Annotated in this window: 24 protein-coding genes and 1 pseudogene; 19 read left to right on the forward strand and 6 right to left on the reverse strand. The window is 64.7% G+C overall.

What is annotated here, in order from left to right; all coding sequences use genetic code 11:
• Positions 1-102: 102 nt before the first annotated feature.
• From DCM80_RS23145 to DCM80_RS23165, 5 genes are all read right to left on the reverse strand, one after another.
• Positions 103-987 carry an ABC transporter ATP-binding protein gene (locus DCM80_RS23145; protein WP_373569368.1) on the reverse strand — a complete coding sequence of 295 codons (885 nt, stop codon included), beginning with the start codon at positions 985-987 and terminating at the stop codon, positions 103-105.
• Entirely contained in the window at positions 972-1,883 is a 912-nt protein-coding gene (locus tag DCM80_RS23150; RefSeq protein WP_257193854.1) for an ABC transporter permease, read from the reverse strand. The genes DCM80_RS23145 and DCM80_RS23150 overlap by 16 nt, the downstream gene beginning before the upstream one ends.
• Positions 1,880-3,301, reverse strand: coding sequence for an ABC transporter substrate-binding protein (locus DCM80_RS23155; RefSeq protein WP_257193855.1), 1,422 nt, complete (start codon positions 3,299-3,301; stop codon positions 1,880-1,882). The genes DCM80_RS23150 and DCM80_RS23155 overlap by 4 nt, the downstream gene beginning before the upstream one ends.
• A gap of 181 nt (positions 3,302-3,482) precedes the next feature.
• A complete protein-coding gene (locus DCM80_RS23160; RefSeq protein ID WP_257177614.1) occupies positions 3,483-4,256 on the reverse strand; it encodes a Crp/Fnr family transcriptional regulator in 774 nt (257 codons plus the stop codon).
• 183 nt (positions 4,257-4,439) lie between these two features.
• Entirely contained in the window at positions 4,440-4,745 is a 306-nt protein-coding gene (locus tag DCM80_RS23165; RefSeq protein ID WP_257193857.1) for a DUF971 domain-containing protein, read from the reverse strand.
• A 194-nt stretch (positions 4,746-4,939) separates the two neighbouring features.
• Here DCM80_RS23165 and DCM80_RS23170 point away from each other — a divergent pair, with 194 nt between their 5' ends.
• From DCM80_RS23170 to mmsB, 13 genes and pseudogenes are all read left to right on the forward strand, one after another.
• Positions 4,940-5,713 carry a ferredoxin--NADP reductase gene (locus DCM80_RS23170; protein WP_257193858.1) on the forward strand — a complete coding sequence of 258 codons (774 nt, stop codon included), beginning with the start codon at positions 4,940-4,942 and terminating at the stop codon, positions 5,711-5,713.
• 101 nt (positions 5,714-5,814) lie between these two features.
• A complete protein-coding gene (locus tag DCM80_RS23175; RefSeq protein ID WP_257193859.1) occupies positions 5,815-7,557 on the forward strand; it encodes a fumarate reductase/succinate dehydrogenase flavoprotein subunit in 1,743 nt (580 codons plus the stop codon).
• A gap of 31 nt (positions 7,558-7,588) precedes the next feature.
• The gene (locus DCM80_RS23180) at positions 7,589-7,822 is read left to right on the forward strand and encodes a ferredoxin family protein (RefSeq protein ID WP_007593252.1); all 234 of its coding nucleotides are present in this window, start codon (positions 7,589-7,591) and stop codon (positions 7,820-7,822) included.
• A gap of 2 nt (positions 7,823-7,824) precedes the next feature.
• A complete protein-coding gene (locus tag DCM80_RS23185; protein WP_257193860.1) occupies positions 7,825-8,802 on the forward strand; it encodes a HEAT repeat domain-containing protein in 978 nt (325 codons plus the stop codon).
• A 102-nt stretch (positions 8,803-8,904) separates the two neighbouring features.
• The gene (locus tag DCM80_RS23190; protein WP_257193861.1) at positions 8,905-10,077 is read left to right on the forward strand and encodes a fumarylacetoacetate hydrolase family protein; all 1,173 of its coding nucleotides are present in this window, start codon (positions 8,905-8,907) and stop codon (positions 10,075-10,077) included.
• Positions 10,078-10,559: 482 nt separating this feature from the next.
• A pseudogene (locus tag DCM80_RS23195) lies at positions 10,560-10,700 on the forward strand (sugar ABC transporter permease YjfF); the annotation flags it as partial.
• A gap of 50 nt (positions 10,701-10,750) precedes the next feature.
• Complete coding sequence (locus DCM80_RS23200; protein ID WP_257193863.1) at positions 10,751-11,527, forward strand: FadR/GntR family transcriptional regulator; 777 nt, start codon at positions 10,751-10,753, stop codon at positions 11,525-11,527.
• Complete coding sequence (locus tag DCM80_RS23205; protein ID WP_257193864.1) at positions 11,524-12,450, forward strand: Gfo/Idh/MocA family protein; 927 nt, start codon at positions 11,524-11,526, stop codon at positions 12,448-12,450. The genes DCM80_RS23200 and DCM80_RS23205 overlap by 4 nt, the downstream gene beginning before the upstream one ends.
• Positions 12,451-12,452: 2 nt before the next feature.
• Complete coding sequence (locus tag DCM80_RS23210; protein WP_257193865.1) at positions 12,453-13,529, forward strand: aldose epimerase family protein; 1,077 nt, start codon at positions 12,453-12,455, stop codon at positions 13,527-13,529.
• A complete protein-coding gene (locus tag DCM80_RS23215) occupies positions 13,529-14,407 on the forward strand; it encodes an SMP-30/gluconolactonase/LRE family protein (protein ID WP_257198020.1) in 879 nt (292 codons plus the stop codon). The genes DCM80_RS23210 and DCM80_RS23215 overlap by 1 nt, the downstream gene beginning before the upstream one ends.
• A 71-nt stretch (positions 14,408-14,478) precedes the next feature.
• Positions 14,479-15,552 carry a multiple monosaccharide ABC transporter substrate-binding protein gene (gene chvE, locus DCM80_RS23220; protein WP_257193866.1) on the forward strand — a complete coding sequence of 358 codons (1,074 nt, stop codon included), beginning with the start codon at positions 14,479-14,481 and terminating at the stop codon, positions 15,550-15,552.
• Positions 15,553-15,669: 117 nt separating this feature from the next.
• Positions 15,670-17,247: a multiple monosaccharide ABC transporter ATP-binding protein gene (gene mmsA / locus DCM80_RS23225; RefSeq protein ID WP_257193867.1), complete on the forward strand. Its 1,578-nt coding sequence runs from the start codon at positions 15,670-15,672 to the stop codon at positions 17,245-17,247.
• On the forward strand, positions 17,244-18,434 hold the full coding sequence (gene mmsB, locus DCM80_RS23230) for a multiple monosaccharide ABC transporter permease (protein WP_257177625.1): 1,191 nt from the start codon (positions 17,244-17,246) through the stop codon (positions 18,432-18,434). The genes mmsA and mmsB overlap by 4 nt, the downstream gene beginning before the upstream one ends.
• A gap of 114 nt (positions 18,435-18,548) precedes the next feature.
• Here the strand turns inward: mmsB and DCM80_RS23235 are convergent, their stop codons facing one another.
• Positions 18,549-18,758 carry a hypothetical protein gene (locus tag DCM80_RS23235; protein ID WP_257198121.1) on the reverse strand — a complete coding sequence of 70 codons (210 nt, stop codon included), beginning with the start codon at positions 18,756-18,758 and terminating at the stop codon, positions 18,549-18,551.
• A 132-nt stretch (positions 18,759-18,890) separates the two neighbouring features.
• On the opposite strand from DCM80_RS23235, the gene DCM80_RS23240 reads away from it, so the two are divergent.
• From DCM80_RS23240 to DCM80_RS23265, 6 genes are all read left to right on the forward strand, one after another.
• Positions 18,891-19,469 (forward strand): cytochrome c oxidase subunit 3 family protein, encoded by a 579-nt coding sequence (locus DCM80_RS23240; RefSeq protein ID WP_257193868.1) that lies wholly within the window; start codon positions 18,891-18,893, stop codon positions 19,467-19,469.
• Positions 19,469-19,729, forward strand: coding sequence for a cytochrome C oxidase subunit IV family protein (locus DCM80_RS23245; RefSeq protein ID WP_028135518.1), 261 nt, complete (start codon positions 19,469-19,471; stop codon positions 19,727-19,729). Before DCM80_RS23240 ends, DCM80_RS23245 begins: the two co-directional genes overlap by 1 nt.
• A 112-nt stretch (positions 19,730-19,841) precedes the next feature.
• Positions 19,842-20,294, forward strand: a complete 453-nt coding sequence (locus DCM80_RS23250) for a cytochrome c (RefSeq protein WP_028135519.1) — start codon at positions 19,842-19,844, stop codon at positions 20,292-20,294.
• A gap of 34 nt (positions 20,295-20,328) precedes the next feature.
• Positions 20,329-21,675: a cbb3-type cytochrome c oxidase subunit I gene (locus DCM80_RS23255; RefSeq protein ID WP_257193869.1), complete on the forward strand. Its 1,347-nt coding sequence runs from the start codon at positions 20,329-20,331 to the stop codon at positions 21,673-21,675.
• Positions 21,676-21,737: 62 nt separating this feature from the next.
• Positions 21,738-22,550 carry a CbbQ/NirQ/NorQ/GpvN family protein gene (locus DCM80_RS23260; protein WP_257193871.1) on the forward strand — a complete coding sequence of 271 codons (813 nt, stop codon included), beginning with the start codon at positions 21,738-21,740 and terminating at the stop codon, positions 22,548-22,550.
• Positions 22,551-22,560: 10 nt separating this feature from the next.
• Positions 22,561-24,480: a nitric oxide reductase activation protein NorD gene (locus DCM80_RS23265; RefSeq protein ID WP_257193872.1), complete on the forward strand. Its 1,920-nt coding sequence runs from the start codon at positions 22,561-22,563 to the stop codon at positions 24,478-24,480.
• Positions 24,481-24,517 lie beyond the last annotated feature (37 nt).

Consider the following 24,517-nt stretch of genomic DNA (forward strand, 5'->3'; position numbering starts at 1 on the left):
GACAGGTGGGGGCGCGCTTCCGCCTTCGCTCTTCGAGCTACGGCGGACAAGTCGCTTTGTCCCCCCTACGGGCTCGTCATCGCGGCAAGCACGACTGCTGAATCAGATCACATCCGCCAGGGAGTGCCCATGCAGCTCGATGCTCAGCCCCTGCATGCCCATGTCGCTGATCTCGCCGCCCATGGCCTTCAGGCTCTCTTCGCGGATCAGCGACATCAGCCCGCGGCGTAGCGCCAGGAACTCCGACGACATCATCATCGCCTGCTGCCGCGGCCGCTCCAGCGGAATCGGGATCTCCGCCTTGATCGAGCCGGGGCGCGCGGTCATGCAATAGACGCGATCGGACAGGAAGATCGCCTCGTCGATGTCGTGGGTGACGAACAGCACCGAGATCTTGAGCCGCTGCCACATATTGGTGAGGATCTGCTGCATGATGACGCGGGTCTGCGCGTCGAGTGCACCGAACGGCTCGTCCAGCAGCAGCACCTTCGGTCCCGTCGCCAGCGCGCGGACGATGCCGACGCGCTGCTTCATGCCGCCAGAGAGTTTTTCGGGATAGTGCTTCTCGAAGGCTTCAAGCCCGGCAAGGCCGAGCAGCGTACGCGCCGCGCGCTCGCGCTGCGAGCGCGGCATGCCGCGCATCTTCAGGCCGAACTCGACGTTCTCACGCACCGTCTTCCAGGGAAACAACGAATATTGCTGGAACACCATGCCGCGCTCGGCGCTGGGACCGCTGACCTTCTCGCCGTCAACGGTGACGATCCCGGTGGTGGGCTTGAGGAAGCCGGCGACCGCGTTGAGCAGGGTCGACTTTCCGCAGCCGGAGGGGCCGACGATCGAGACGAACTCGCCGGGCTTTACGTGGATCTGCGTATCGGTGACGGCCTGCACCGGTCCCTCGATGGTCTCGTAGGCGAGGGAGAAGTTCTTGACCTCGACATGGCCCTTCGGCGTGCCCGCAATCATCTCGCTCATGTCGACCTCCATGGCATCACCAATTTTCCGGCGCCTCTGATCAGGACGCTCGATCCGAGCCCGAGCACGCCGATTGCGATCATGCCGAGCGCGATGTCGGCGTACTGGACCAGCGAATAGGCCTCCCAGGTGAAGTAGCCGATGCCGTATTGACCCGAGATCATCTCGGCGGCGATCAGCGATACCCAGGCGACGCCCATGCCGACCGTGAGGCCGGTGAAGATGTGCGGCAACGAGGCCGGGAAATACACCTCGCGGAAGATCGAGCGCTCGCGGGCGCCGAGACATTGCGCGGCACGCACCAGCACGGGATCGACCAGCGACATGCCGTGCAGCGTGTTGACCAGGATCGGGAAGAACGAGCCGAGGAAGGTGATGAAGACGATGCTCTGCTCGTTGGTCGGCCACAGCATGATCGCCATCGGCACCCAGGCGATCGCCGGGATCGGCCGCAGCACTTCCGCGACCGGGAAGATGATCTCGTGCACCAGCTTGAAGCGGCCCATGATCAGCCCGATCGGGACGCCGACGATGGCGGCGAGCGAGAAACCGATGAAGATGCGCCGGCAGCTCAGCACGATGTGCATCAGGAATTTGGGATCGTGGATCGCCGTGTTGAAGCTTGCATAGACTGCGAGCGGCGAGGGCACGTTGGTGAAGCGCACGAAGAACACGACGCGATAGGTGGTCAGCAGATGCCAGACCAGCAGGAGCGCGAGCAGCGAAATCACGCCGATTGCGGTCGCGCGCAGCCCAGCCCGATTGAGCCGGTACCAGCGCAGCGCGAGTGTGCCGAAGGTAGGCGGCGCCGCAGGCTGGGCGCTGACGGCGGGCGCTGGTCCCGCCTCTGCAATGGCTGTTGCCGGCATGCTGTCCTCGGGATGTCTGAGGAGGGCGGGACTGCTCACGTCTTGCCTCCGCCGACGGCGGCCTTCACCGCGTCGTCGAAGCCGAGCACCTTGCCGCCGACCTTGGCGGCATAGGCTTCGGCGTCCTTCTTGAGCAGGAACGGGGCGACCTCGCCGTTGCCGACCGCAAAGAAGGCTTGGTCGGCGAACAGCTTGATGCCGCGCGTCGTGTCGAAGACATAGGCGACGTTGATCTTCTTGCCCTTGGCCTTGTAGTCGGCGTACGCACCGAGGGTGCAGGCGGCGGACGAGAAGGGCAAGATGCCGGCATCATCCACCCAGACCTCGCCGGCCTTGCGCGGATCGGCGATCGGCTTCTTGCAGAAGGCATCTTCGCCGGAGATCTCGTAGTTCTTCGTGCTGGCCAATTGTGCGTCGTAGTCGAGCTTCATCTCGGCATAGGCCTTGCGGATGTAGCTGTCGTCGACCCATTTTTTCGGATCGAATTCCTTCATGCGGTTGAGGTTCTGCAGAACCTTGACGTCGGCCGTGGCGGCATCGATCAGAGCGGGCTTGATCGTCGGATCGGTGGTCATGTTGCCGCTCGGCCCCAGGAAGATGTAGACGACTTCCTTGTTGATGCCGGTCCATTCCTGGATTTTTTCGGCGGCCAGCTTGGGATCGTCGCGCAGCCACTGATTGGCGGCGATCAGCGCCTTGAAATAGGCCACGACGACCTCAGGATATTTTTCGGCGAAGTCGGTGCGGACCACGATGCCGTGGAAGGTCGGCAAGTTCGTCTCGACGCCGTCGAAGATCTTGCGCGCGAAGCCGCGGAACGGCAGCAACTCGGCGAAGGGGACGAAGTCGGCATGCGCATCGATCTTCTTCTCCTGGAGATTGGTCGAGCCGACCTCCGGGCTCTGGCTGACGAGCTGGAAGAAGTCCGATGCGTAGCCGCGATCCTGCATCGCCTTCAGCACCATGCCGTGCGCGGCGGAGCCGAAGGGAACGCTGACCAGCTTGCCCTTGAGATCGGCGAGGTCGTAGTAGGGCGAATCCTTGTGAACCACCATGCCGTTGCCGGAGCCGGACAGGCTGTAGGCGGCGATGCCCATCAGCCGGCTCTTGCTCTCGGGATTGCTCTCGAAGGTGAAGCCGTTCACGATCAGGGGGTAGTCGCCCATCATGCCGATCTGCAGCTTGTTCGCCATCATCGCATTGGTGACGGGCGGACCCGAGGTGAAGTTCTGCCATTCCAGCGCGAACTTGATGTTGGCGTATTTGCCGTCCTTGGGCAGATATTTTTCCAGGAGATGGAGCTGACGGATGACGACGCCAGCGGTCACCGTGTTGGTCGTGGTGTCCTGCGTTCCGATACCGAGCGTGACGGTTTCCGCCTTGGCCGGTTGCGTGACGAGTAGCGCCAGCGACGTCACCGACATCGCGATCGAGAGCGTGGGAAGATGGCGGACCATTCTCATCCTCATTCGGTTGGATGTGCTGTGGTTGCCATGATTGGGTGAGGGCGAGGGCAGGGCAAATCCGGAATGGTGACCGCAGTCGATTAGTTGCCGGGAAAAGGTGATTGCATACTCCTTGGGCAGTCCTGCACTATAAAGCCGCTTGCCTGTGCACCGGCCTTGGTCGCAAATTCGCCTAGTCAGCTGCGTGACCGCGCATCTCCTCCAGCACGTCGGTCCGGCAGACCACGATCTGCGACCGCTTGGTCTGCACGATTCCCTTTTCCTGCATGCGCTTGAGGCTGATGGTGACCCACTGCCTGGTGGCGCCGACCATGTGGGCGATGTCGGCGTGGGTGAAAGCCGCCGCGATCACGGTGCCGTCGGCATCGTCGACGCCGTAGAGCTCGACGAGATGCAACAGGAGATGCGCAAGGCGCTGCGTGATCGAGCGCGTCCCCAGCATCTGCGCCAGCGCCGAATAGCATTTGCCCTTGAAGGTCAGGCCCTCGATCAGGCCGATGGCGAGGTTCGGGATCTCGGCGGCAAGGGACCGCAATTCCTTGCCGGGCAGGTGCACGACGCTGCAATTGCTGGACGCAACGCCGGACCATTGGTGCACGGTGCCCTCGAACACTTCGGGTCCGCCGACGAAATTGCCGACATGCCAATAGGCGAGCGTGATCTCGCGCCCCTGCGGCGAGGTGTAGAACACGCGGATACGGCCGCTCTCGATCAGCCAGATGCCGTCATGCTTGCCGCCCTGGTTGAACAGCGTCTGGCCGCGGTTCAGCACCTTTCGCCGGCCCTGTTTCAGCACCGCTTCCCGCTCGCGCGGCGACAGCTTGTCCATCAGCGGTGGCGGTCCGCCGATCCATTGCTGGTTCTCGGTGAGCAGCAGCGACGAGCTGCCCGCAGGCCGGACTGCCGGGGGAACGGCCCCGCGAACCGCATTCGCTGCCTGCAACATCGTCTGCCTCCGGAACGTTCAAATCGTTCTAAAGAGGAGCAATGTCCGTGCCAGATGGAATGCGCCAACCTCCGGCGTCATTCCGGGATGCGCGCAAGGCGCGCAGACCCGGAATCCATAATTGCGAGCGGGGGTTATGGATTCCGGGCTCGCCCTCCGGGCGCCCCGGAATGACGACATTGGTCAACGCCCCGCCAGGCTCAGCAGATACGTCTTCGGGTAAATCCCCCTGTCATGCCCGTCCGAGAACGAGATGTTCAGCCCGTAGCCGAGATCGCCGACCTCTGTGATCGCAATTCCCGGAAACGTCTCCGGGAAGCGGCCGTCGAAGCGGGCGCGCGTGCAGTGAGCGCACTTGCAGGAGAGGCGGAGTGTTTCGGCGGACACGCGCAGCGTATCGTCCTGCGTGGTGCGGACGAGAAGCGCGGCCAGATCAGCGCTGGCTTCATAGTCGGCCACGGTCGGCGCCACCAATGCGGTCATGGTCATGACGAACCTCCGGCTTCTATCTATGTCGGTGCGGGCGTGCACGAATAGCAACTAATTGCCGGGGCGGGCATGACCACCGCGCTCAGGTCGATCATCGCTCCATGAAATGGGAAACTAATCGACCGGAACTCTCACTTCCGAATTGCCGGACTCTCCTCTCTCCGAGACCTTGGCATCATCGAGAAGGAGAGACCATGAGTGCATTCCAGAAGGAGACGGTTCTGTCAGTCAAGCACTGGACCGACTCTCTGTTCAGCTTCACCGCGACCCGCGATCCCGGCTTCCGCTTCCAGAACGGCCAGTTCGCGATGATCGGGCTCGAGGTCGAGGGCAGGCCGCTCATGCGCGCCTACAGCATGGCCAGCGCCAACCACGAGGAGGCGCTCGAATTCTTCTCGATCAAGGTGCAGGACGGCCCGCTGACCTCGCGCCTGCAGAAGATCAGGGAGGGCGACATCATCCTGGTCGGCCGCAAGGCGACGGGCACGTTGATCACCGGCAATCTCATTCCTGGAAAGCGGCTGCTGCTGCTCTCGACCGGCACGGGCCTTGCGCCCTTCGCCAGCCTGATCAAGGATCCGGATGTCTACGAGAACTACGAGGCCATCGTGCTCGCCCATGGCTGCCGTCAGGTCTCCGAGCTCGCCTATGGCGAAAATGTCGTCGAAAGCCTGCGCAACCACGAATTCTTCGGACCGCTGATCCGCGACAAGCTGGTTTACTACCCGACCGTGACCCGCGAGCCCTTCCGCAATCGCGGCCGCATCACCGATCTGATCGCCTCGAACCAGCTGTTCGAGGATGTCGGGCTATCAGGGCTCGATATCGAGACCGACCGCATCATGCTGTGCGGCAGTCCTGCGATGCTGGAAGAGCTTCACGCGATGTTCTCCGCGCGCGGCTTCGTCGAGGGCAATTACAGCCGGCCCGGTCATTTCGTGATCGAGAAGGCCTTTGTCGAGCGCTGAGGCGCAAATCGCGCTCGGGCGACAACTAATTGCTATCGCCGCGACGCCCCCTGAACAACTCTGATGCAAAGGCGCCGGGATCGGCGAACCAGGAGCAAGTGATGGCACTAGATCAGATCGTCGACGGACTTTCGGAGGTTTCCTGCGATGTGCTGGTGATCGGCGGCGGCACGGCCGGCCCGATGGCGGCGCTGAAGGCGAAGCTGAAGAACCCGAAGGCCAACGTCGTCCTGCTCGAAAAGGCCAACGTCAAGCGCTCCGGCGCGATCTCGATGGGCATGGACGGGCTCAACAACGCCGTCATCCCCGGCTATGCGACGCCCGAGCAGTACACCAAGGAAATCACCATCGCGAACGATGGCATCGTCGACCAGAAGGCGGTCTATAAATATGCCCAGAACTGTTACTCGATCATCGAGGAGCTCGACAGCTTCGGCATCCGCTTCCTGAAGAACGAGAACGGCGATTACGCGGTCAAGAAGGTGCACCACATCGGCACCTACGTGCTGCCGATGCCGAACGGCGAGACCGTGAAAAAGGCGCTCTACCGCCAGCTCCGCCGCGCCCGCATCCTGATCTCCAATCGCTACATGGCGACGCGGCTGCTGAAATCGTCGGACGGCCGCATCGCCGGCGCGGTGAGCGTCAACACCCGCACCGCCGAGATGCTGGTGATCAAGGCCAAGGCCGTGATCCTGTGCATGGGCGCCGCTGGCCGCCTCGGCCTGCCGACCTCCGGCTATATGTTCGGCACCTACGAGAACGCCGCCAATTCCGGCGATGGCTACGCCACGGCCTATCATGCCGGCGCCGCGCTCGCGAACCTCGAATGCTTCCAGATCAACCCGCTGATCAAGGACTATAACGGCCCGGCCTGCGCCTATGTCGCCGGTCCCTTCGGCGCGTACACGGCCAATAACGAGGGCTCGCGCTTCATCGAATGCGATTACTGGTCGGGCCAGATGATGCTGGAATTCTACAACGAGCTGTTGTCTGGCAAGGGCCCAGTGTTCCTCCAGCTCAAGCATCTGCATCCGGACACCATCTCGGAGATCGAATCCACGCTGCACAAGGTGGAGCGGCCGACGCGCGGGCTGTTCCAGCAAGGACGCGGCGTCGACTACCGCAGCGAGTCGATTGAGATGCATATCTCCGAGATCGGCTTCTGCTCGGGCCACAGCGCCTCCGGCGTATTCGTGGACGACAATGCGCGCACCACGGTGCCCGGCCTCTACGCCGCCGGCGACATGGCGAGCGTGCCGCACAATTACATGCTCGGTGCCTTCACCAACGGTTCGGTCGCCGGCATCGACGCCATGGAGTTTGCCGACAGTCACGATTTCGCGGAGTTCGATGCGGCCGACGTCGCGATGGAGCGCGACCGCGTGATGGCGCCGACGAAGCGCGAGGATGGCATTCCGCCGAATCAGATCGAGTACAAGACCCGCCGCCTCGTCAACGACTATCTCCAGCCGCCGAAGGTCACGCGCAAGTACGAGCTCGGCATGCGCCGTCTCGCCGAGGCGAGGGAGGACATGCAGGAGCGAATGATCGCGCGCAACGCGCACGAGCTGCTGCGTGCGCTCGAAGTGCAGTCGATCATGGACTGCGCCGACATGGCCGCGCACGCCTCGCTCTACCGCGAGGAGAGCCGCTGGGGCCTCTATCACTGGCGCACCGATTTCCCGGAGAAGGACAACGAGAACTGGTTCTGCCACACCCTGCTGTCCAAGCAGGACGGCAAGATGACCAGCGAAAAGCGCGCCGTCGAGCCCTATGTCGTCCCGATCGCGGACGACGAGAAGGACCTTTACGACAAGCAGCGCATTCGCGCCTCCGCCTGATCCACCGCGCCACAGCAACAGGAGACATCAAATGCCTCTCGCGTCCTATCAGACCTCGGTTCCGGTGGTCGTCGACGACGCCAAGTGCATCGCCGACAAGGGCTGCACCGTCTGCGTCGACGTCTGTCCGCTCGACGTCTTGCGCATCAGCGACATGACCAACAAGGCCTACATGGCCTATGACGAGTGCTGGTACTGCATGCCCTGCGAGGCCGATTGCCCGACCGGCGCCGTCACCGTCAACATTCCCTATTTGTTGAGGTGATCATGTCGAGCCCGTTCGAATCCTATGACGATCTGGAAGACGCCGACGAGCGCTTGCAGGCGGCCGATCCCGCCGAGCGCCGCGTCGCCATCATCGCGCTCGGCCATTCCGGTGATCCCGCAGCCGTCGCGCATCTCGCCAACATGGTCGCCGATCCCGACGCCGGCGTGCGCCAGCAAGTGGCGATGGCGCTCGGCGAGTTCGACGGGCCGGAGGCGGCAAGCGCGCTGGTCAAGCTGCTGGTCGATCCCGAAACGATCGTCGCGGCCGCCGCGGCCGACAGCATGGCCGAGTTCAAGGATCCCGCCTGCGCGGAGGTGATCTTGCCGTTGGTGAGGCACGCCCACGCCTTCGTCCGCATGGGCGCGCTGCGTGCGCTGAAGGAGCTGCGATGCAGGGACACGCTGAAGCCGGCGCTGGAAGCGCTGCAGGATACCGATGCCGCCGTGCGCGTGCAGGCCATCGGCGTGATCGGCTTCCTCAAGCTGGAGGAATCCATCCCCGCCCTGACCGCGCTGATCAACGATCCCGACGCCCATGTCCGCCGTGCCGCCGTGAGCGCGCTGGCGTTCTCGCAGATGAAGCCGGCGGCCGAGACCATCACCCGTGCGCTGAAGGACGGCGACTGGATGGTGCGTGAGATGGCCGCGGAGACACTGGGCCTGAACGTCAATGGTGCGATCGCGGCTGATCAGCTCGTCGCTTGCCTCGCGGACGAGTTCTGGCAGGTGCGGCTGAAGGCGATCCGCAGCCTCGGGAGGATGAAGATCGAACGTGCGGTGCGGCCGATCGGCAATTGCGTCAACCACGACCAGGCCAACCTGCGCAAGGAAGCCGCCGCCGCGCTCGGCGAGATCGCGCATCCCGACGGTGAGGCATTCCTCGCCGTGATCGCCGACGATCCCGATCCCGATGTCCGCAAGAATGCGCGTTGGGCACTGCAGCAGATCGCAGCCCGCAAGGCCCGGGCAGGGGCCTAGCGGCGCCGCTCTGGACATCCGGAGCCAGACGTTTATTTGTCTTCGCCAACGAGATCGGCTGCTGCGAACGGCCGATCCCCTGGATAGAGCGAGGACGCCGCCATGACGACATTGACCGTGAAGGACCTTCTCCCCGAGGATGGAACGAAGGGGACGCTGGTCGGCCGCGTCTGGCTGCCGCAGGTGAACGGTCCGGCCGTCGTCGCCGTGCGGGGCGATGGCGTATTCGACGTCACCGCAAAGTTTCCGACCGTCAGCGCGCTCTGCGAGGAAGACGAACCGGCCAAGGCGCTCGGCGCGACCAAGGGCGAGCGCATCGGCGATCTCGAGGCCCTCGTGGCCAACACGGCACCCGATGGGCGTGATCCGAAAAAGCCCTGGCTGCTCGCGCCGGTCGATCTCCAGACCCTGAAGGCGGCGGGCGTCACCTTCGTCATCTCGATGCTGGAGCGTGTGATCGAGGAGCGCGCCAAGGGCAATCCGGCCTCGGCCGAGGCGATCCGCAAGGAGGTGACGCGGCTGATCGGCGACGATCTGTCGAAGCTCAAGCCGGGCTCCGATCAGGCCATGCACCTGAAGCAGGTGCTGATCGACCAGAACGCCTGGAGCCAGTATCTCGAAGTCGGCATCGGCCCCGATGCCGAGGTCTTCACCAAGGCCCCGACCATGTCCTCCGTCGGCACCGGCATGGATGCGGGCCTGCACCCGAAATCGACCTGGAACAATCCCGAGCCTGAACTCGTACTGTTCGTCTCCAGCCGCGGCAAGATCGTCGGCGGAGCACTCGGTAATGACGTGAACTTGCGCGACTTCGAAGGGCGCTCGGCGCTGCTGCTGTCGAAGGCCAAGGACAACAACGCCTCCTGCTCGATCGGGCCGTTGCTGCGCCTGTTCGACGACAGCTTCACGCTCGACGATGCGCGCAAGCTCGACATCAGCCTGAACGTCAAGGGCACGGACGGGTTCGTTCTCGACGGTCATTCCTCCATCAGCAAGATCAGCCGCGACCCGACCGACCTCGTCGCGCAGACCATCGGCAAGATCCATCAATACCCCGACGGCTTCGTGCTGTTCCTCGGCACGATGTTCGCGCCCGTGAAGGACCGCGATGCGCCGGGACAGGGCTTCACCCACAAGCGCGACGACATCGTCACGATCGCGGCACCCGAGCTCGGCAAGCTCGTCAACCGCATGCGCACCAGCGACGAGTGCGAGCCCTGGACCTTCGGCATCGGCGCGCTGATGAAGAACCTGGCGCAGCGGAAGCTGATCTAGCTCTTCGCCTCAGCGCAAAATACGCGATAGACGCGGAACTCTATCCACACCGTCATCGCCAGCGCAGCGAAGGCAAGCCGGAATCTTGGAGATTCTGCATTGCCTCGCTGCGTCCGCTATAGCGGGAAGAGAGCGCGCGCGACCGTTTATCGCCGCCGTTGCGGACAGAGCACTTGCATCCAAATCCGCAAAATTCCCTTTACTGCCCGTTGCATCACTGGAACAAAATCCCGCTTAGCGTGTCATAGAACCGCGCGCTGCTCCTCCGTGCATTTCCCCAAAATAGTCAAATAATATGACTAGTCGGAACCCATCTTCCGTGGAATAGTACCCGCCATCGCCCGCAAAGGGCGGTCTTTGCGGGCGCCACGCGACCGATCCGGCGCCCAGGACAAATCTTGGGAGACGCGCCTGACGATCCTCAAAGCCCTCTTTGCGGTCAGCGCCACCGCCGCGTTGCTGATCGCGCAGCCCGCCCGGCGGTGTTCGACGCCGCGTTGCGGATGCCCGGAGGCGGGCGGTTGACGGCGATCGCGATCATCCTGCTGGTGCCCGTCATCGGCGGCGCGCTGCTGCTGCATCTCACCCGGTTCGGCGCCAACGTCTACGCGCTCGGCGGCAGCCTGGTCGCGCTCGCGCGCCGGCCGGCGGCGAAGAGCGCAGGGGCCGTCCGATGACCTCGCGCATCGTGGTCATCCCGACGCGGCGGGCCCACTCCAATCATGCGGAGGTCGCCCGCTCGATCGGCATCGACATCATCGCCGGACGTTACGCGGAGGGGACGCGCCTGCCGGGCGACGCCGAGATGATCGCGATGTTCGGCGTGTCGCGGCCGGTGCTGCGGGAGAGCGTGAAGACGCTGGTCGCCAAGGGGCTGCTCACCACCAAGGCGCGGGTCGGCACCGTCGTGCGCGAGCGCGGCGCCTGGAACATGTTCGACGCCGACGTGCTGGCCTGGCACCTGGACGCCGGCATCGACAAGCGCTTCCTGAACGATCTCGCCGAGATCCGTCTTGCGGTCGAGCCGCGCGCGGCGATGCTGGCGGCCACGCGGCGGTCCGAGCAGGACCTGGCCGAGCTCCGGCACAGCATGGAGCGGATGCGGCTCGAAGCGTCCGACTCGGTCGGCTTTGCCGATGCCGACCTCGCGCTTCACGTCGCGGTGGCGCGCGCCTCCGGCAATCTGTTCATGCGCTCGATCGGCCACGTCATCGAGGCAGCGCTGCGCGCCTCGTTCCTGCTCAGCGCCCCGGTCGAGCCGGAGGACCGCGACACGGTGCTGCAATGGCACCAGAACATCGTCGATGCGATCGCGGCGGGCGATGCCGACGCCGCCTCGGAGGCGATGGTCTTCGTCATTCACAACGGCATGCATCGCCATGAGGGCACGGTTATCGAGACCGCAGCGGCCGAGACGGTGCCATCGGCCGAATCCGGAGAGAGATCGTGACGGAACTTCGCATCGCCATCGTCGGTTTCGGCAAGATCGCGCGCGACCAGCACGTCGGCGCAATTGCGGCGGTGCCGGGCGCGATGCTGGCGGCGATTGCCAGCCGCAATGCCTCGCTGCCGGGCCTGCCGCACTTCGCGACCATCGAGGAGCTGCTGGAGAAAGGTCCGCCGATCGACGCCGTGTCGCTGTGCACGCCGCCGCAGGTGAGGCGCGCGCAGGCGGCCGCGGCGCTTGCTGCTGGCAAGCATGTCATGCTGGAAAAGCCGCCGGGCGCCGGCGTGGCCGAGCTCGATCCGCTGGTCGAGATGGCGGCGCAGGCAAGGCGAACGCTGTTTGCGACCTGGCATTCACGCCATGCGCCGGCGGTCGAGCCCGCGCGACAATGGCTCGCCGGGCGACGCATCCAATCGGTGCACATCAGCTGGAAGGAGGATGTCCGCGTCTGGCATCCCGGCCAGAGCTGGATCTGGGAACCAGGCGGTCTTGGCGTGTTCGATCCCGGCATCAATGCGTTGTCGATCCTGACCAGAATCCTGCCCAGGCCGGTGTTCGTCACCGCGGCCGAACTTGCCTTTCCCGCAAACTGCCAAGCGCCGATCGCTGCGAGCCTGACCCTGACCGACATAGGCGGCCTGCCTGTGACCGCCGAGTTCGACTTTCGCCAGACCGGGCCGCAGAGCTGGGATATTGTCGTCGATACCGATCGCGGCCGGATGACCTTGTTCAATGGGGGCGCGCGCATGGCCATCGACGACAAGGTTCTTGCCGAAGCTCCCGATGAGGAATATCGCGGACTCTACCGGCGCTTCGTCGAGCTCGCGGCGACCGGCGCAAGCGACGTCGATCTGACACCGCTGCGTCTCGTCGCCGACGCCTTCCTGCTCGGCAAGCGCACAATTGTCGAACCGTTCGTGGATTAGACATGGCTGGCTCAACAATCGAAAAAGATGTCTTCGGGAGACTGCCTGATGGCCGCGATGTCGAGCGCATCGTGCTGCGCGGGGCAGGCGGATTCGAAGCGCGGATCATCACCCATGGTGCTGTGCTTCAGGCGCTGATCGCGCCGGATGCGAAGGGCGGTCATGACGACGTCGTGCTCGGCCACGACACGTTCGCCGGCTTTCTCTCGGAACGAAAGTTCTTCGGCGCCACCGTCGGCCGCTACGCCAACCGCATCGCTGGGGGGCGGTTCTCGCTGGATGGCGAGACGGTGCAGCTTGCCGTCAACAACGGGCCGAATGCCCTGCACGGCGGTCTCGATGGATTCGACCGCAAGCTCTGGGAGATCGTGGAGATCGACGAGGGCGCAGAGCCCGCAGTGACGCTCGCCTATACGAGTCCGCACGGGGAGGAGAACTATCCCGGCAAGCTCGATGTCCGCCTGACCTATCGCGTCACCGGCCCGGCCGAACTGTCGCTTTCCATGGAAGCGCGCAGCGACCGGCCGACCATCGTCAACCTGACCAACCACAGCTTCTTCAATCTCGACGGCGCAACGTCAGGCGCGTCCATCCTCGACCACCGCCTGACGGTCGCCGCCGAGCATTTCCTCGCGATCGATCCCACCGCCATTCCGCTGCCGGAGCCGCCGCGTCGCGTTGCCGGCACGCCGTTCGATTTCCGCGAAGCTCGGCCGGTCGGCGAGCGCATTCGGCAGGGCGATCAGCAATTGCAGAACGGCAGGGGCTACGACCACACCTATTGCCTCGGCCGCGACGGCAAGCTCGCGCTCGCCGCAAGGCTGGAGGCGCCGCGCTCGGGGCGGATCATGGAGCTGTTCACCGACCAGCCCGGCCTTCAGGTCTATTCCGGCAATTACCTGGACGGCACGATTTCGGGGAAGGGCGGCAAGCTGATCCGGCAGTCGGACGCCATTTGCCTGGAGCCGCACATCTGGCCTGATGCGCCGAACCGGCCGGATTTTCCGAGCCCGCGCCTCGATCCCGGCCAGGTCTATCGCCATCACACGGTGTATCGCTTTGCAGTGAGGTCGCCATGATGGAGCAGGTGCCGACCACCGTTCTCTCGGACGACCCCTGCCATCTCGGCGAGGGCCCGACCTATGACGTGACCACCGACACCGCCTGGTGGTTCGACATCCGCGAGGGACGGCTGTTCGAGGCGCAACTCGGCAGCGGCAGCATCCGCGTCCATGCGCTCGGCCGGATGGCGAGCGCGCTCGGGCGCATCGATGCCGAACGGCAGTTGATCATCGCCGAGGACGGGCTTTACATCCGCAAGCTCGCCGATGGCGCCATGACGCTGTTCCTCGCGCTCGAGGCGGACAATCCCGTCACGCGCTCCAACGATTGCCGCGTGCACCAGTCTGGCACGTTCTGGATCGGCACCATGGGCAAGAAGGCCGAGCCGAGGGCCGGAGCGATCTACGCGCTCCATCGCGGCAAGATCTCGACGCTGTTTCCCGGCATCAGCATCCCCAATTCGATCTGCTTCTCGCCGGATGGCGCCACCGGCTACTTCACCGACACTCCGCGCGCCGTGCTCTATGCCGTGCCGCTCAATCCCGCGACCGGCCTGCCGCGCGGCGAGCCGGAGGTGCTGCTGCGCCATACCGGCATTGGCGGTCTCGACGGCTCGGTGTGCGACGCCGACGGGCAGATCTGGAACGCCTGCTGGGGCGCGAGCCGGATTGACGTCTATTCTCCGCAAGGCGAACGCCTGCGCTCGCTCGGCGTGCCGGCGCGGCAGGCGAGTTGCCCGGCCTTCGTCGGCCCCGACCTGTCGCGTCTCCTCGTCACCTCCGCCTGGCAGGACATGGACACGGCCGCGCGCGCCGCCGATCCGCAAGCCGGTTACACCTTTCTATTGGAGGGCTCCGCGCGCGGTCGCGCGGAGCCCGACGTCAAGCTCGCATAGGAGACAAGAAAGCAACCACGGCACGTTCTCGACGACACGAACAGACAATCTGATACCCAAGGGAGTGAAACATGCAGAAACTGAAGACCGCATTCCTCGCACTGGCGCTGGCGGGCGCTGCGACGATGGCCACGAGCCTTCCCGCTGCCGCCCAGGACAAGGCGACCGTCGGCATCGCCATGCCGACGAAGTCGTCGGCGCGCTGGATCGACGACGGCAACAACATGGTCAAGGTGCTGAAGGAACGCGGCTACAACACCGACCTGCAATATGCCGAGGACGACATTCCGAACCAGCTCTCGCAAGTCGAGAACATGGTGACCAAGGGCGCGAAAGCACTGGTGATCGCCGCAATCGACGGCACGACGCTGTCCGACGTGCTCAAGCAGGCGAAAGCAAAAGGCATCACCGTGATCGCCTATGACCGCCTGATCCGCGGCACGCCGAACGTCGACTATTACGCGACCTTCGACAATTTCCAGGTCGGCGTCTTGCAGGCGCAATCGATCGAGCAGGGGCTCGGGCTGAAGGAAGGCAAGGGCCCGTTCAACATCGAACTGTTCGGCGGCTCGCCGGACGACAACAATGCCTACTTCTTCTACAACGGCGCGATGAGCGTGCTGAAGCCCTACATCGACAGCGGCAAGCTCGTCGTCGCCTCGGGCCAGATGGGCATGGACAAGGTCGCGACCCTGCGTTGGGACGGTGCCACGGCCCAGGCCCGCATGGACAACCTGCTCAGCGCCTATTACGGCAACAAGAAGCTCAATGCCGTGTTGTCGCCTTATGACGGCATTTCGATCGGCATCATTTCGTCACTGAAGGGCGTCGGCTATGGCAGCGCCGGTCAGCCGATGCCGATCATTTCAGGGCAGGACGCCGAGGTGCCTTCGATCAAGGCGATGCTGCGCGGCGACCAATATTCGACCATCTTCAAGGACACCCGCGACCTCGCCAAGGTGACCGCCGACATGGTCGACGCCGCGCTCGCCGGCAAGCAGGTCACGGTCAACGACACCAAGACCTACGAGAACGGCGTCAAGACCGTGCCGTCCTACCTGCTCAAGCCGGTCGTGGTCTACAAGGACAATTGGGAGAAGGTCCTGGTCGACAGCGGCTACTACAAGAAGGCGCAGTTCCAGTAACTGAGTGCCACGTCGTTCCGGGGCGCCCGAAGGGGCGAACCCGGAACCTCGAGATTCCGGGTTCGATGCTTTGCATCGCCCCGGACTGACGGCGGAGGATAAGAAGGACACGCTGCGATGACCGCCATGCTGGAGATGCGTAACGTCAGCAAGAGCTTTGCCGGTGTGCAGGCGCTGCGCGACGTCAACTTCTCGGTTCACGCCGGACAGATCCACGCGCTCGTCGGCGAGAACGGCGCCGGCAAGTCGACGCTCATGAAGGTGCTGAGCGGGGTCTACCCGTACGGCAGCTACGAGGGCACCATCGTCTTCGAAGGCGAGGAGCGGCGCTTCCGCGACATCAACGATTCCGAGGCGCTCGGCATTATTATCATCCACCAGGAGCTGGCGCTGATCCCGCTGATGTCGATCGCGGAAAACATCTTCCTGTCGCATCCGCCCTCGAAGCTCGGCGTGATCGACCGCGACGAGGTGTACCGGCGCACGCAGGAATTGCTGGCCCAGGTCGGCCTGAAGGAATCCCCGGATACGCTGATCACCGATCTCGGCGTCGGCAAGCAGCAATTGGTCGAAATCGCCAAGGCGCTGTCCAAGCGGGTGCGGATGCTGATCCTGGACGAGCCGACCGCCAGCCTGAACGAGGCCGACAGCGCCGCGCTGCTCGAGCGCCTGATGGCCTTCCGCGAGCAGGGCATCGGCTCGATCCTGATCTCGCACAAGCTCAACGAGGTCGCCAAGGTTGCCGACCACATCACCGTGCTGCGCGACGGCCGTACCGTCGACAGCATCGATTGCCATGCCGAGCCGATCCAGGAAGATCGTATCATCCGCAGCATGGTCAATCGCGATATGGCCCACCGCTTCCCGGAGCGTGACGCCAAGATCGGCGAGCCTGTGCTCGACGTCGCCAACTGGTCGGTCTACCACCCGATCCATCCCGAGCGGCAGGTGATCAAGAACGTCGATTTCGGCGTCAGGCGCGGCGAGGTCGTCGGCATTGCCGGATTGATGGGCGCCGGACGCACCGAATTTGCCATGAGCCTGTTCGGCCGGTCCTGGGGAACCAATATCAGCGGCACGATCCGGCTGGAGGGGCGGGAGATCGTGCTGCCGAGCGTCGCGGCGGCGATCGATGCCGGCCTCGCCTATGTCACCGAGGACCGCAAGCAGCTCGGCCTGATCCTGGCCGACGACGTCCGCAAGAACATCACGCTCGCCAGCCTCGATCAGGTCGCGCCAGGCCGGGTGATCGACGACATCGCCGAGCTGAAGGTCGCCAGCGACTACCGCACCCGCATGCGAATCCGCTGCTCCGACGTCTACCAGGAGACCGGCCAGCTCTCCGGCGGCAACCAGCAGAAGGTGGTGCTGTCGAAATGGCTGATGACCGACCCCAAAGTCCTGATCCTGGACGAGCCGACGCGGGGCATCGACGTCGGTGCCAAGTACGAGATTTACTGTATCATCAACGAGCTGGCGGAGGCTGGCCGCGGCGTCGTGGTGATCTCCTCGGAGATGCCCGAGCTGCTCGGCATCTGTGACCGCATCTGCGTCATGAACGAGGGCGCCTTCGTTGGCGAGTTCAGGGGCGCGGACGCGACGCAAGAGAAGATCATGCGCGCCATCATGCGCAACGAACGAAACGTTGGGAACGCCGCGCCCGCGGCCGCGGAAATGGGAGGAATGCAGCCATGACCGACAAGACGGTGTCGCTGCCCGAGGAGCGCCGGCACGGCAGCTTCATCAAGAATAATCTGCGCAACTACGGCATGCTGATGTCGCTGATCGCGATCATGCTGTTTTTCCAGGTCATGACCGGCGGCACGCTGCTGCAGCCGCTCAACCTGACCAATCTCGTACTTCAGAACAGCTACATCGTCATCATGGCGCTCGGCATGCTGCTGGTGATCGTCACCGGCCATATCGACCTCTCGGTCGGCTCGGTCGCCGGCTTCGTCGGCGCGGTGGCCGCCGTGCTGATGGTGACCTACAAGGTCGACTACACGCTCGCCTTCATCGCCTGCCTGCTGCTGGGGGCAGCGATCGGTGCGGCGCAGGGCTACTGGGTGGCCTATTTCGGCATTCCGTCCTTCATCGTCACGCTGGCGGGCATGCTGGTGTTCAAGGGGCTCGCGCTCGCGGTGCTGCAGGGCCAGTCACTCGGCCCGTTCCCGGCAACTTTCCAGAAGCTGTCCTCCGGCTTCATTCCGGAGCTGCTGCCCGAGGCCGGCACGCTGCATCCGACCTCCATGCTGATCGGCGCCGTGCTCGCGCTCGGCCTCGTCTATGCCAGCGCCAAGGGGCGGTCGCGCGAGCAAGCGCATGGCATCGAGGTCGAGCCTTACGCGTTCTTCCTGGGCAAGAGCGTCCTGCTCGCCTGCGCCGTGCTCTATTTCACCTATCTGATCGCCTCGCATCGCGGCCTGCCGAACGTGCTGGTGATCATGACCGCCTTGATCGCGCTCTACGGCTTCGTCACCCGTCGCACCGTGATCGGTCGGCAGGTCTATGCAGTCGGCGGCAATGCGAAGGCGGCGAAGCTGTCGGGCATCAAGACGGAGCGGCTGACCTTTCTCACCTTCGTCAACATGGGCGTGCTCGCCGCGCTCGCCGGCCTCGTCTTCGCCGCGCGCCTCAACACCGCGACCCCGAAGGCCGGGCTCGGCTTCGAGCTCGACGTCATCGCCGCCTGCTTCATCGGCGGCGCCTCGGCCTATGGCGGCGTGGGTCGGGTCGGCGGCGCCGTGGTCGGCGCCATGATCATGGGCGTGATGAACAACGGCATGTCCATCCTCGGCATCGGCATCGACTATCAGCAGGTCATCAAGGGCCTGGTGCTGCTCGGGGCGGTGTGTATCGACGTGTATAACCAGCGGCGGTAGTCGCTACGGTGATTCCGTAGGGTGGGCAAAGGCGCAAAGCGCCGTGCCCACCATCTCTCTCGATCGCGAAAATGCGTGGGCACGCTACGCTTTGCCCACCCTACAACGACGGCGCTACGGCAGCGGTGATTGCGTCGTGAACAGCACCGCCGCGATCGCGACGGACAGGCTCACCGCCGAGATCGTTGCCACGGTCGACAGCACCCCCATTCGCCGGAGCGCGAGGGCGAACACGATGATGATGGGGGTCGCCGTCATCAGCCCGATCTGTGCATCGCTCATCTCTTCGCTCGCCGTTTCGCGGAACCGCTCGATGGCATCCACCCTATGACGGCGGGGCGGGCGGAACGTTGCGGCAGCGCAAACGCGCCTCTGGCCGGTCGCACTATTTGTCCGGCGACAAAGTCGGAACTGCGCATGTGGGATATCTGTCCGGCGGCTTGATGCGGAAGGCAGATGTCGGCGACGGACCTCGAACAGGAAGGCAGCGGCTGGGGAATCCTGGAAGATCTTCCCGGCGATCCCATGATCTGGGTGCTCATCTTCAGCGAGCTCGCCGCCTTCGGCCTGTTCCTGGGTGCCTTCGTCGTCGCTCGTGCGCTTCACCCGGCGGTCTTCGCGGCCGGTCAGGCCACGCTTGATGCGCATCTGGCGGGACTCAACACCATCGTGCTGGTGACCAGCGGCTGGGCTGCCGCACGGGCGACGGCTGGAGCACGCGCCGGCGAAAGGGGACGTGCGCGCGGCTGGCTGTTCGGCGCCATGGCGCTCGGCGCGCTCTTCATCGCGGTCAAGCTGCTCGAATATGCCGGCGAGATCGCCTCGGGAAACGGCCTGGAGACCAGCCCGTTCTTCACGTTGTACTTCCTCCTCACCGGATTCCATCTGCTGCATGTCGGCCTCGGCATCGTGATTCTCGCCGTGGTTTCCCGGGGTGCCCGGGCGGCAAGCGTCGAGACCGGAACCGCGTTCTGGCACATGGTCGACCTGCTCTGGATCGTCATGTTTCCCATCATCTATCTGGTGCACCCGTGATTCCCGATCGTCTCGACCTGGCCTGGATCGTGTTGATCGGCCTCGCGCTCGCGACCCTTCTGGTTCCCGCGCTGGTGTCGCGACCCTTGTTCGCCAATGCCTTGCTGCTCACCTTCGCCGCCCTCAAGGGCCGCCGTGTCGTGCTCGACTTCCTCGACCTTCGCGCGGCGCCGGCGCTCTGGCGCGGCCTCGTCAGTGCCTGGATCCTCATCGTGGTGCTGTTCGCGTGGCTCGCATCCGCCATCGTCGTTCTGATCTGACCCCCATGTCGCGCATCTTCGCGCTCGTTGCGCTTCGACAAAGATTGATCGGCGCCCTTCGGCAATAAATCGCATCACCGAATTCTGAGACTCAAACCGGAAAGGATTGGCAATGGCTGAACGCCTGACCAAGTCGGCCGCTCGAAATGTGTTCTACGGCGGCTCGGCCTTTTTCTTCGCCATTTTCATAGGGCTGACGGCACACAGCCACTACTACATCGCCACGACGTCCACGGACGCAACCACGCTGACGTCGTCGGTCGCCCGCGGCAAGCATGTCTGGGAGAAGAACTCCTGCATCAACTGCCACACCCTGCTTGGCGAGGGCGCCTATTTCGCGCCTGAGGTCGGCAATGTCTGGGATCGCTGGGGCGGCAACGAGGATCCGGCCGCCGCGCGCGAGACGCTGAAGGCTTGGATGCAGTCGCAGCCCTCCGGTGCGCCGGGCCGGCGGCAGATGCCGCAGTTCAACCTCACCAACCAGGAGCTCGACGATCTCGCCGACTTCCTGGAATGGACCAGCAAGATCAAGCGGCAGGAATGGCCGCCGAACAAGGCCGGCTGAGCGCTTTCCTCTTTCAAGACAGAGAGAACCCTAGATGAAATATCAAACCCAGAAAGTCGCGATGCTGTATTTCTACGGCGCGCTGACCCTGTTCCTGGCCCAGGTCCTGTTCGGCCTTCTCGCCGGAACCATCTACGTCCTGCCCAACACGTTGTCGGCCCTCCTGCCGTTCAACATCGTCAGGATGATCCACACCAACGCGCTGATCGTGTGGTCGCTGATCGGCTTCATGGGCGCGACCTACTTCCTGCTCCCGGAAGAGACCGAGACCGAGCTCTATAGCCCGCTGCTGGCGAAGATCCAGTTCTGGATGTTCTTTGGCGCGGCCGGGGCCGCCGTGGTCGGCTATCTCTTCCACTATCACGAGGGCCGCGAATTCCTCGAGCAGCCCTTCATCCTCAAGGTCGGCATCGTCGTCGTCTGCCTGATGTTCCTGTTCAACGTGACGATGACGGCGCTGAAGGGCCGCAAGACCACGATCACCAACATCCTGCTGTTCGGCTTGTGGGGTGTTGCGATCTTCTTCCTGTTCGCCTTCTACAATCCGGTGAACCTTGCCGTCGACAAGATGTACTGGTGGTACGTCGTCCATCTCTGGGTCGAAGGCGTCTGGGAGCTGATCATGGCCTCTGTGCTCGCTTATCTGATGATCAAGCTCAACGGCATCGATCGTGAGGTGGTCGAGAAGTGGCTCTACGTCATCATCGGTCTTGCCCTGTTCTCGGGCATCCTCGGCACCGGCCACCACTTCTACTGGATCGGCGCACCCGGCTACTGGCAGTGGATCGGCTCGCTGTTCTCCACGCTCGAAGTGGCGCCGTTCTTCACCATGGTGATCTTCACGGTGCAGATGACCTGGAAGGCCGGCCGCAAGCATCCGAACCGCGCCGCGTTGCTGTGGTCGGTCGGCTGCTCGGTGATGGCGTTCCTCGGCGCCGGCGTGTGGGGCTTCCTGCACACGCTGTCCTCGGTGAACTACTACACCCACGGCACGCAGGTCACTGCCGCACACGGCCATCTCGCCTTCTTCGGCGCCTATGTGATGCTGAACCTGTCGGTGATGGCCTATGCGATCCCGCAGCTGAAGGGACGTGCGCCCTATAACCAGTGGCTGTCCATGACGAGCTTCTGGATCATGTGCACGGCCATGATGGTGATGACCTTCGCGCTGACCTTCGCCGGCGTGGTCCAGGTCCACCTCCAGCGCGTGCTCGGCCAGGGCTACATGGACGTGCAGGACCAGCTCGCGATGTTCTACTGGGTCCGTCTCGGCTCCGGTGTGTTCGTGGCAATCTCCGCGCTGATGTTCGTCTGGGCCGTGCTGGTGCCGAGCCGCGAAAAGCAGGCGGTCATTCCCGCCGCGCTGCAGCCGGCTGAGTAAACGTAAAAGGCGGCCGCGGTTCGTCGCGGCCGCCCTCTCTTTGTGAAATCCGGAGGAAGATCATGAACGCAGCACTTCTCGCCGTGGCGGCACCTCGGCCCGAGCTGCCGGCCTATGTTGCGAGCGGCAACGAATGCGCGCTGTTCGAACACGCCTGGCGCCATCAGCTCCCCGTGCTGCTGAAGGGGCCGACCGGCTGCGGCAAGACCCGCTTCGTCGCGCATATGGCGGCGCGGCTGGGGCTGCCGCTTCACACCGTTGCCTGTCATGACGATCTGACCGCTGCCGATCTCACCGGCCGTCATCTGCTCAGGGGCGGCGACACCGTGTGGACCGACGGTCCGCTGACGCGCGCCGTACGCGAGGGCGGCATCTGCTATCTCGACGAGGTCGTGGAGGCCCGCAAGGACGTCACCGTCGTGCTGCATCCTCTGACCGACGATCGCCGCATCCTGCCGCTGGAACGGACCGGCGAGGAGCTGGTGGCGCCACGCAGCTTCATGCTCGTCGTCTCCTACAATCCCGGCTACCAGACGCTGCTGAAGGCGCTGAAGCCCTCGACTCGGCAGCGCTTCGTCGCCATCGAATTCGATTTCCTGCCGCCGGAGCAGGAGATCGGCGTCGTGTCCGCTGAAAGCGGGCTGTCGCCGGAGCAGGTGCGGCCGCTGGTCGGGCTGGCTGGCCGGCTGCGTGCGCTCAAGGGGCACGATCTGGAGGAGGGCGTCTCGACCCGGCTCGTGGTCTATTGCGCCACCCTGATCGCCGCGGGCACGGCGGTCGCCGATGCCGTGCTGGCCGGCATGATCGAGCCGCTTACCGACGACCCCGACGTCAAGGCGGCGCTGCTGGACGTCGCACGCGCCGTCATCGGGTGAGGGCGCACCGATGCTCGACTTCCTCGAACTGGAGGAGACGGTCGGCCGCGCCTGGCACAGGATGGTCGGCGGCACCGCGAGCTATCCGGTTCACGACGAACACGCCGTCGCGCTGACCGAGGTGAGGGGGCGGCTCGCGGTGGTCTTCCGCGCGCTCGGCGGCGAGACCGGGGTGCAGATTGCAAGCGCAGGCGCGCGAAAATCGGGGCACCGCCTCGGCTGGCGGCAACGCATCGGCCTCGGAGACGAGCGGCTCGAGCAGCCGGGTCGTGACGCTGCGACCATCTTCCTGCCCGATCGCATCTCGATCTTTCCCGACCGCGCGTTGAACGCGGCGCTCTATAGCTGGCTTGCGGCGTGGTTCGCCGCCGCGCCGATCGACACGATCACGGAAGCCGATCCGCTGCGGCGGGATCTGCTGGTGTTGCGCCGGGCAAGCGAGACGGCGGTGTTTGTGCTCATGCAATTTCCCGGTCTTGTCGGCGATTACGCGAAGCTCGCCGCAGCAACCGCGGAAGCCCGGCCCCGCCGTCCCCTCCCGCGGATCGAACAGGAGGTCGAGCAGATCGTGCTGGCCCTGCTCGGAACCGGCAAGGCGCCTGCCGGCAAGCTGTGGCCGGCGATGATGGGCACGAGCCCGCTGCCGGACAAGGCGCCGCCGGGCTATCGATCGATCCTGCCGTGCCCGCTCTGGGGGGATTGCTGGACGCGCGAACTCTCGCCCGCTCATGCCGGCGAGGACGAATGCGCAGCGGGCGCGGAAGCCGCGGCTGAGAACGATCGCAAACGCTTTGCCGTCCGCGAGCGCGAGGACAATGCCAACCGGCGCGATCCTTTCGTGCTCAACCGCTTCGAGAAGATCCTGGCGATGGCCGAGATGGTCAATGTCGACCGTCCGGCCGACGACAGCGAGGACGAGGATGCGCAGAAGGCGGCCGACGATCTCGAGGAGATCACGCTCAGCCGCCGCACCGGCAAGCCGGCGAGCCGGTTCAAGTTCGATCTCGACCTGCCGCCGGAAGCGCTCGATGCCTCGAAGCTGAATGCGGACCTCACCTATCCCGAATGGAACTATCGCAGCGGCTCCTATCTGCCTGACCATTGCCGCGTGCTCGCAGGCGCGGCCTCCGAGCAGGGTGAGAGCTGGACGCCTGACGATGCCATGCGCCGGCACATCCGTCAGGTGCGCCGCCGCTTCGAGGTGCTGCGGCCGCGCCACGAATTGATGCGCGCACAGGCCGACGGACACGACCTCGATCTCGACGCGCTGGTGCGGGCGCAATGCGACCTGCGTGCCGGCAGTGGCGGCAGCGGTCTCGATCGCATCCATGTCGCCATGCGTCCGCAAGGGCACGATCTCGCCGTCACGCTGCTGGTCGACGTCTCGCTGTCCACCGACGCCTGGGTCGACGGCTACCGCGTGCTCGACGTCGAGAAAGAGGCGCTGCTGGTGCTCGCCCACGGGCTCTCGGCCTGCGGCGACCACCACAGCATCCTGACCTTCACTTCGCGCCGGCGCTCCTGGGTGCGGCTCGAAACGGTCAAGGCCTTTGGCGAACCGATGAGCGCGACGGTTGAGCGCCGGATCGGCGCGCTGAAGCCCGGCTATTACACGCGGATCGGCACGGCGGTGCGCCACGTCGCGGCCGAGCTCGTGCGCCAGCCGCAACGCAAGAAGCTGCTGATCGTCCTCACCGACGGCAAGCCGAACGACGTCGATCATTACGAGGGTCGCTTCGCGGTCGAGGACACCCGCAAGTCGGTGCAGGAGGCGCGCCGGCTCGGCATCGCCGCCTTCGGCGTCACGGTGGACGCCACCGCGCAATCCTACTTCCCGACCCTGTTCGGCCGCGGTGGCTACGCCATCGTCGGCAACATCAAGCGGCTGCCCGCGGCGCTACCGGCGATCTACCGGCAGGTCGCGCATTGACGAGAAACCCCGGCGCCTCGTTCTCCTGTGAGCTATT

This window comes from Bradyrhizobium sp. WBOS08 (assembly GCF_024585125.1).
GTDB lineage: Bacteria > Pseudomonadota > Alphaproteobacteria > Rhizobiales > Xanthobacteraceae > Bradyrhizobium > Bradyrhizobium japonicum_B.

What these genes read in the sequence shown, in the direction of transcription:
- DCM80_RS23165 (WP_257193857.1), bottom strand. Translation starts at nt 4,745, where the DNA reads ATGACCATGACCGCATTGGTGGCGCCGACCGTGGCCGACTATGAAGCC.
- mmsA (WP_257193867.1), top strand. Translation starts at nt 15,670, where the DNA reads ATGACCGCCATGCTGGAGATGCGTAACGTCAGCAAGAGCTTTGCCGGT.
- DCM80_RS23250 (WP_028135519.1), top strand. Translation starts at nt 19,842, where the DNA reads ATGGCTGAACGCCTGACCAAGTCGGCCGCTCGAAATGTGTTCTACGGC.
- DCM80_RS23255 (WP_257193869.1), top strand. Translation starts at nt 20,329, where the DNA reads ATGAAATATCAAACCCAGAAAGTCGCGATGCTGTATTTCTACGGCGCG.
- DCM80_RS23175 (WP_257193859.1), top strand. Translation starts at nt 5,815, where the DNA reads ATGGCACTAGATCAGATCGTCGACGGACTTTCGGAGGTTTCCTGCGAT.
- DCM80_RS23215 (WP_257198020.1), top strand. Translation starts at nt 13,529, where the DNA reads ATGGAGCAGGTGCCGACCACCGTTCTCTCGGACGACCCCTGCCATCTC.
- DCM80_RS23155 (WP_257193855.1), bottom strand. Translation starts at nt 3,301, where the DNA reads ATGGTCCGCCATCTTCCCACGCTCTCGATCGCGATGTCGGTGACGTCG.
- mmsB (WP_257177625.1), top strand. Translation starts at nt 17,244, where the DNA reads ATGACCGACAAGACGGTGTCGCTGCCCGAGGAGCGCCGGCACGGCAGC.
- DCM80_RS23145 (WP_373569368.1), bottom strand. Translation starts at nt 987, where the DNA reads ATGGAGGTCGACATGAGCGAGATGATTGCGGGCACGCCGAAGGGCCAT.
- DCM80_RS23190 (WP_257193861.1), top strand. Translation starts at nt 8,905, where the DNA reads ATGACGACATTGACCGTGAAGGACCTTCTCCCCGAGGATGGAACGAAG.
- DCM80_RS23260 (WP_257193871.1), top strand. Translation starts at nt 21,738, where the DNA reads ATGAACGCAGCACTTCTCGCCGTGGCGGCACCTCGGCCCGAGCTGCCG.
- DCM80_RS23185 (WP_257193860.1), top strand. Translation starts at nt 7,825, where the DNA reads ATGTCGAGCCCGTTCGAATCCTATGACGATCTGGAAGACGCCGACGAG.
- DCM80_RS23200 (WP_257193863.1), top strand. Translation starts at nt 10,751, where the DNA reads ATGACCTCGCGCATCGTGGTCATCCCGACGCGGCGGGCCCACTCCAAT.
- DCM80_RS23160 (WP_257177614.1), bottom strand. Translation starts at nt 4,256, where the DNA reads ATGTTGCAGGCAGCGAATGCGGTTCGCGGGGCCGTTCCCCCGGCAGTC.
- DCM80_RS23170 (WP_257193858.1), top strand. Translation starts at nt 4,940, where the DNA reads ATGAGTGCATTCCAGAAGGAGACGGTTCTGTCAGTCAAGCACTGGACC.
- chvE (WP_257193866.1), top strand. Translation starts at nt 14,479, where the DNA reads ATGCAGAAACTGAAGACCGCATTCCTCGCACTGGCGCTGGCGGGCGCT.
- DCM80_RS23265 (WP_257193872.1), top strand. Translation starts at nt 22,561, where the DNA reads ATGCTCGACTTCCTCGAACTGGAGGAGACGGTCGGCCGCGCCTGGCAC.
- DCM80_RS23180 (WP_007593252.1), top strand. Translation starts at nt 7,589, where the DNA reads ATGCCTCTCGCGTCCTATCAGACCTCGGTTCCGGTGGTCGTCGACGAC.
- DCM80_RS23240 (WP_257193868.1), top strand. Translation starts at nt 18,891, where the DNA reads ATGTCGGCGACGGACCTCGAACAGGAAGGCAGCGGCTGGGGAATCCTG.
- DCM80_RS23210 (WP_257193865.1), top strand. Translation starts at nt 12,453, where the DNA reads ATGGCTGGCTCAACAATCGAAAAAGATGTCTTCGGGAGACTGCCTGAT.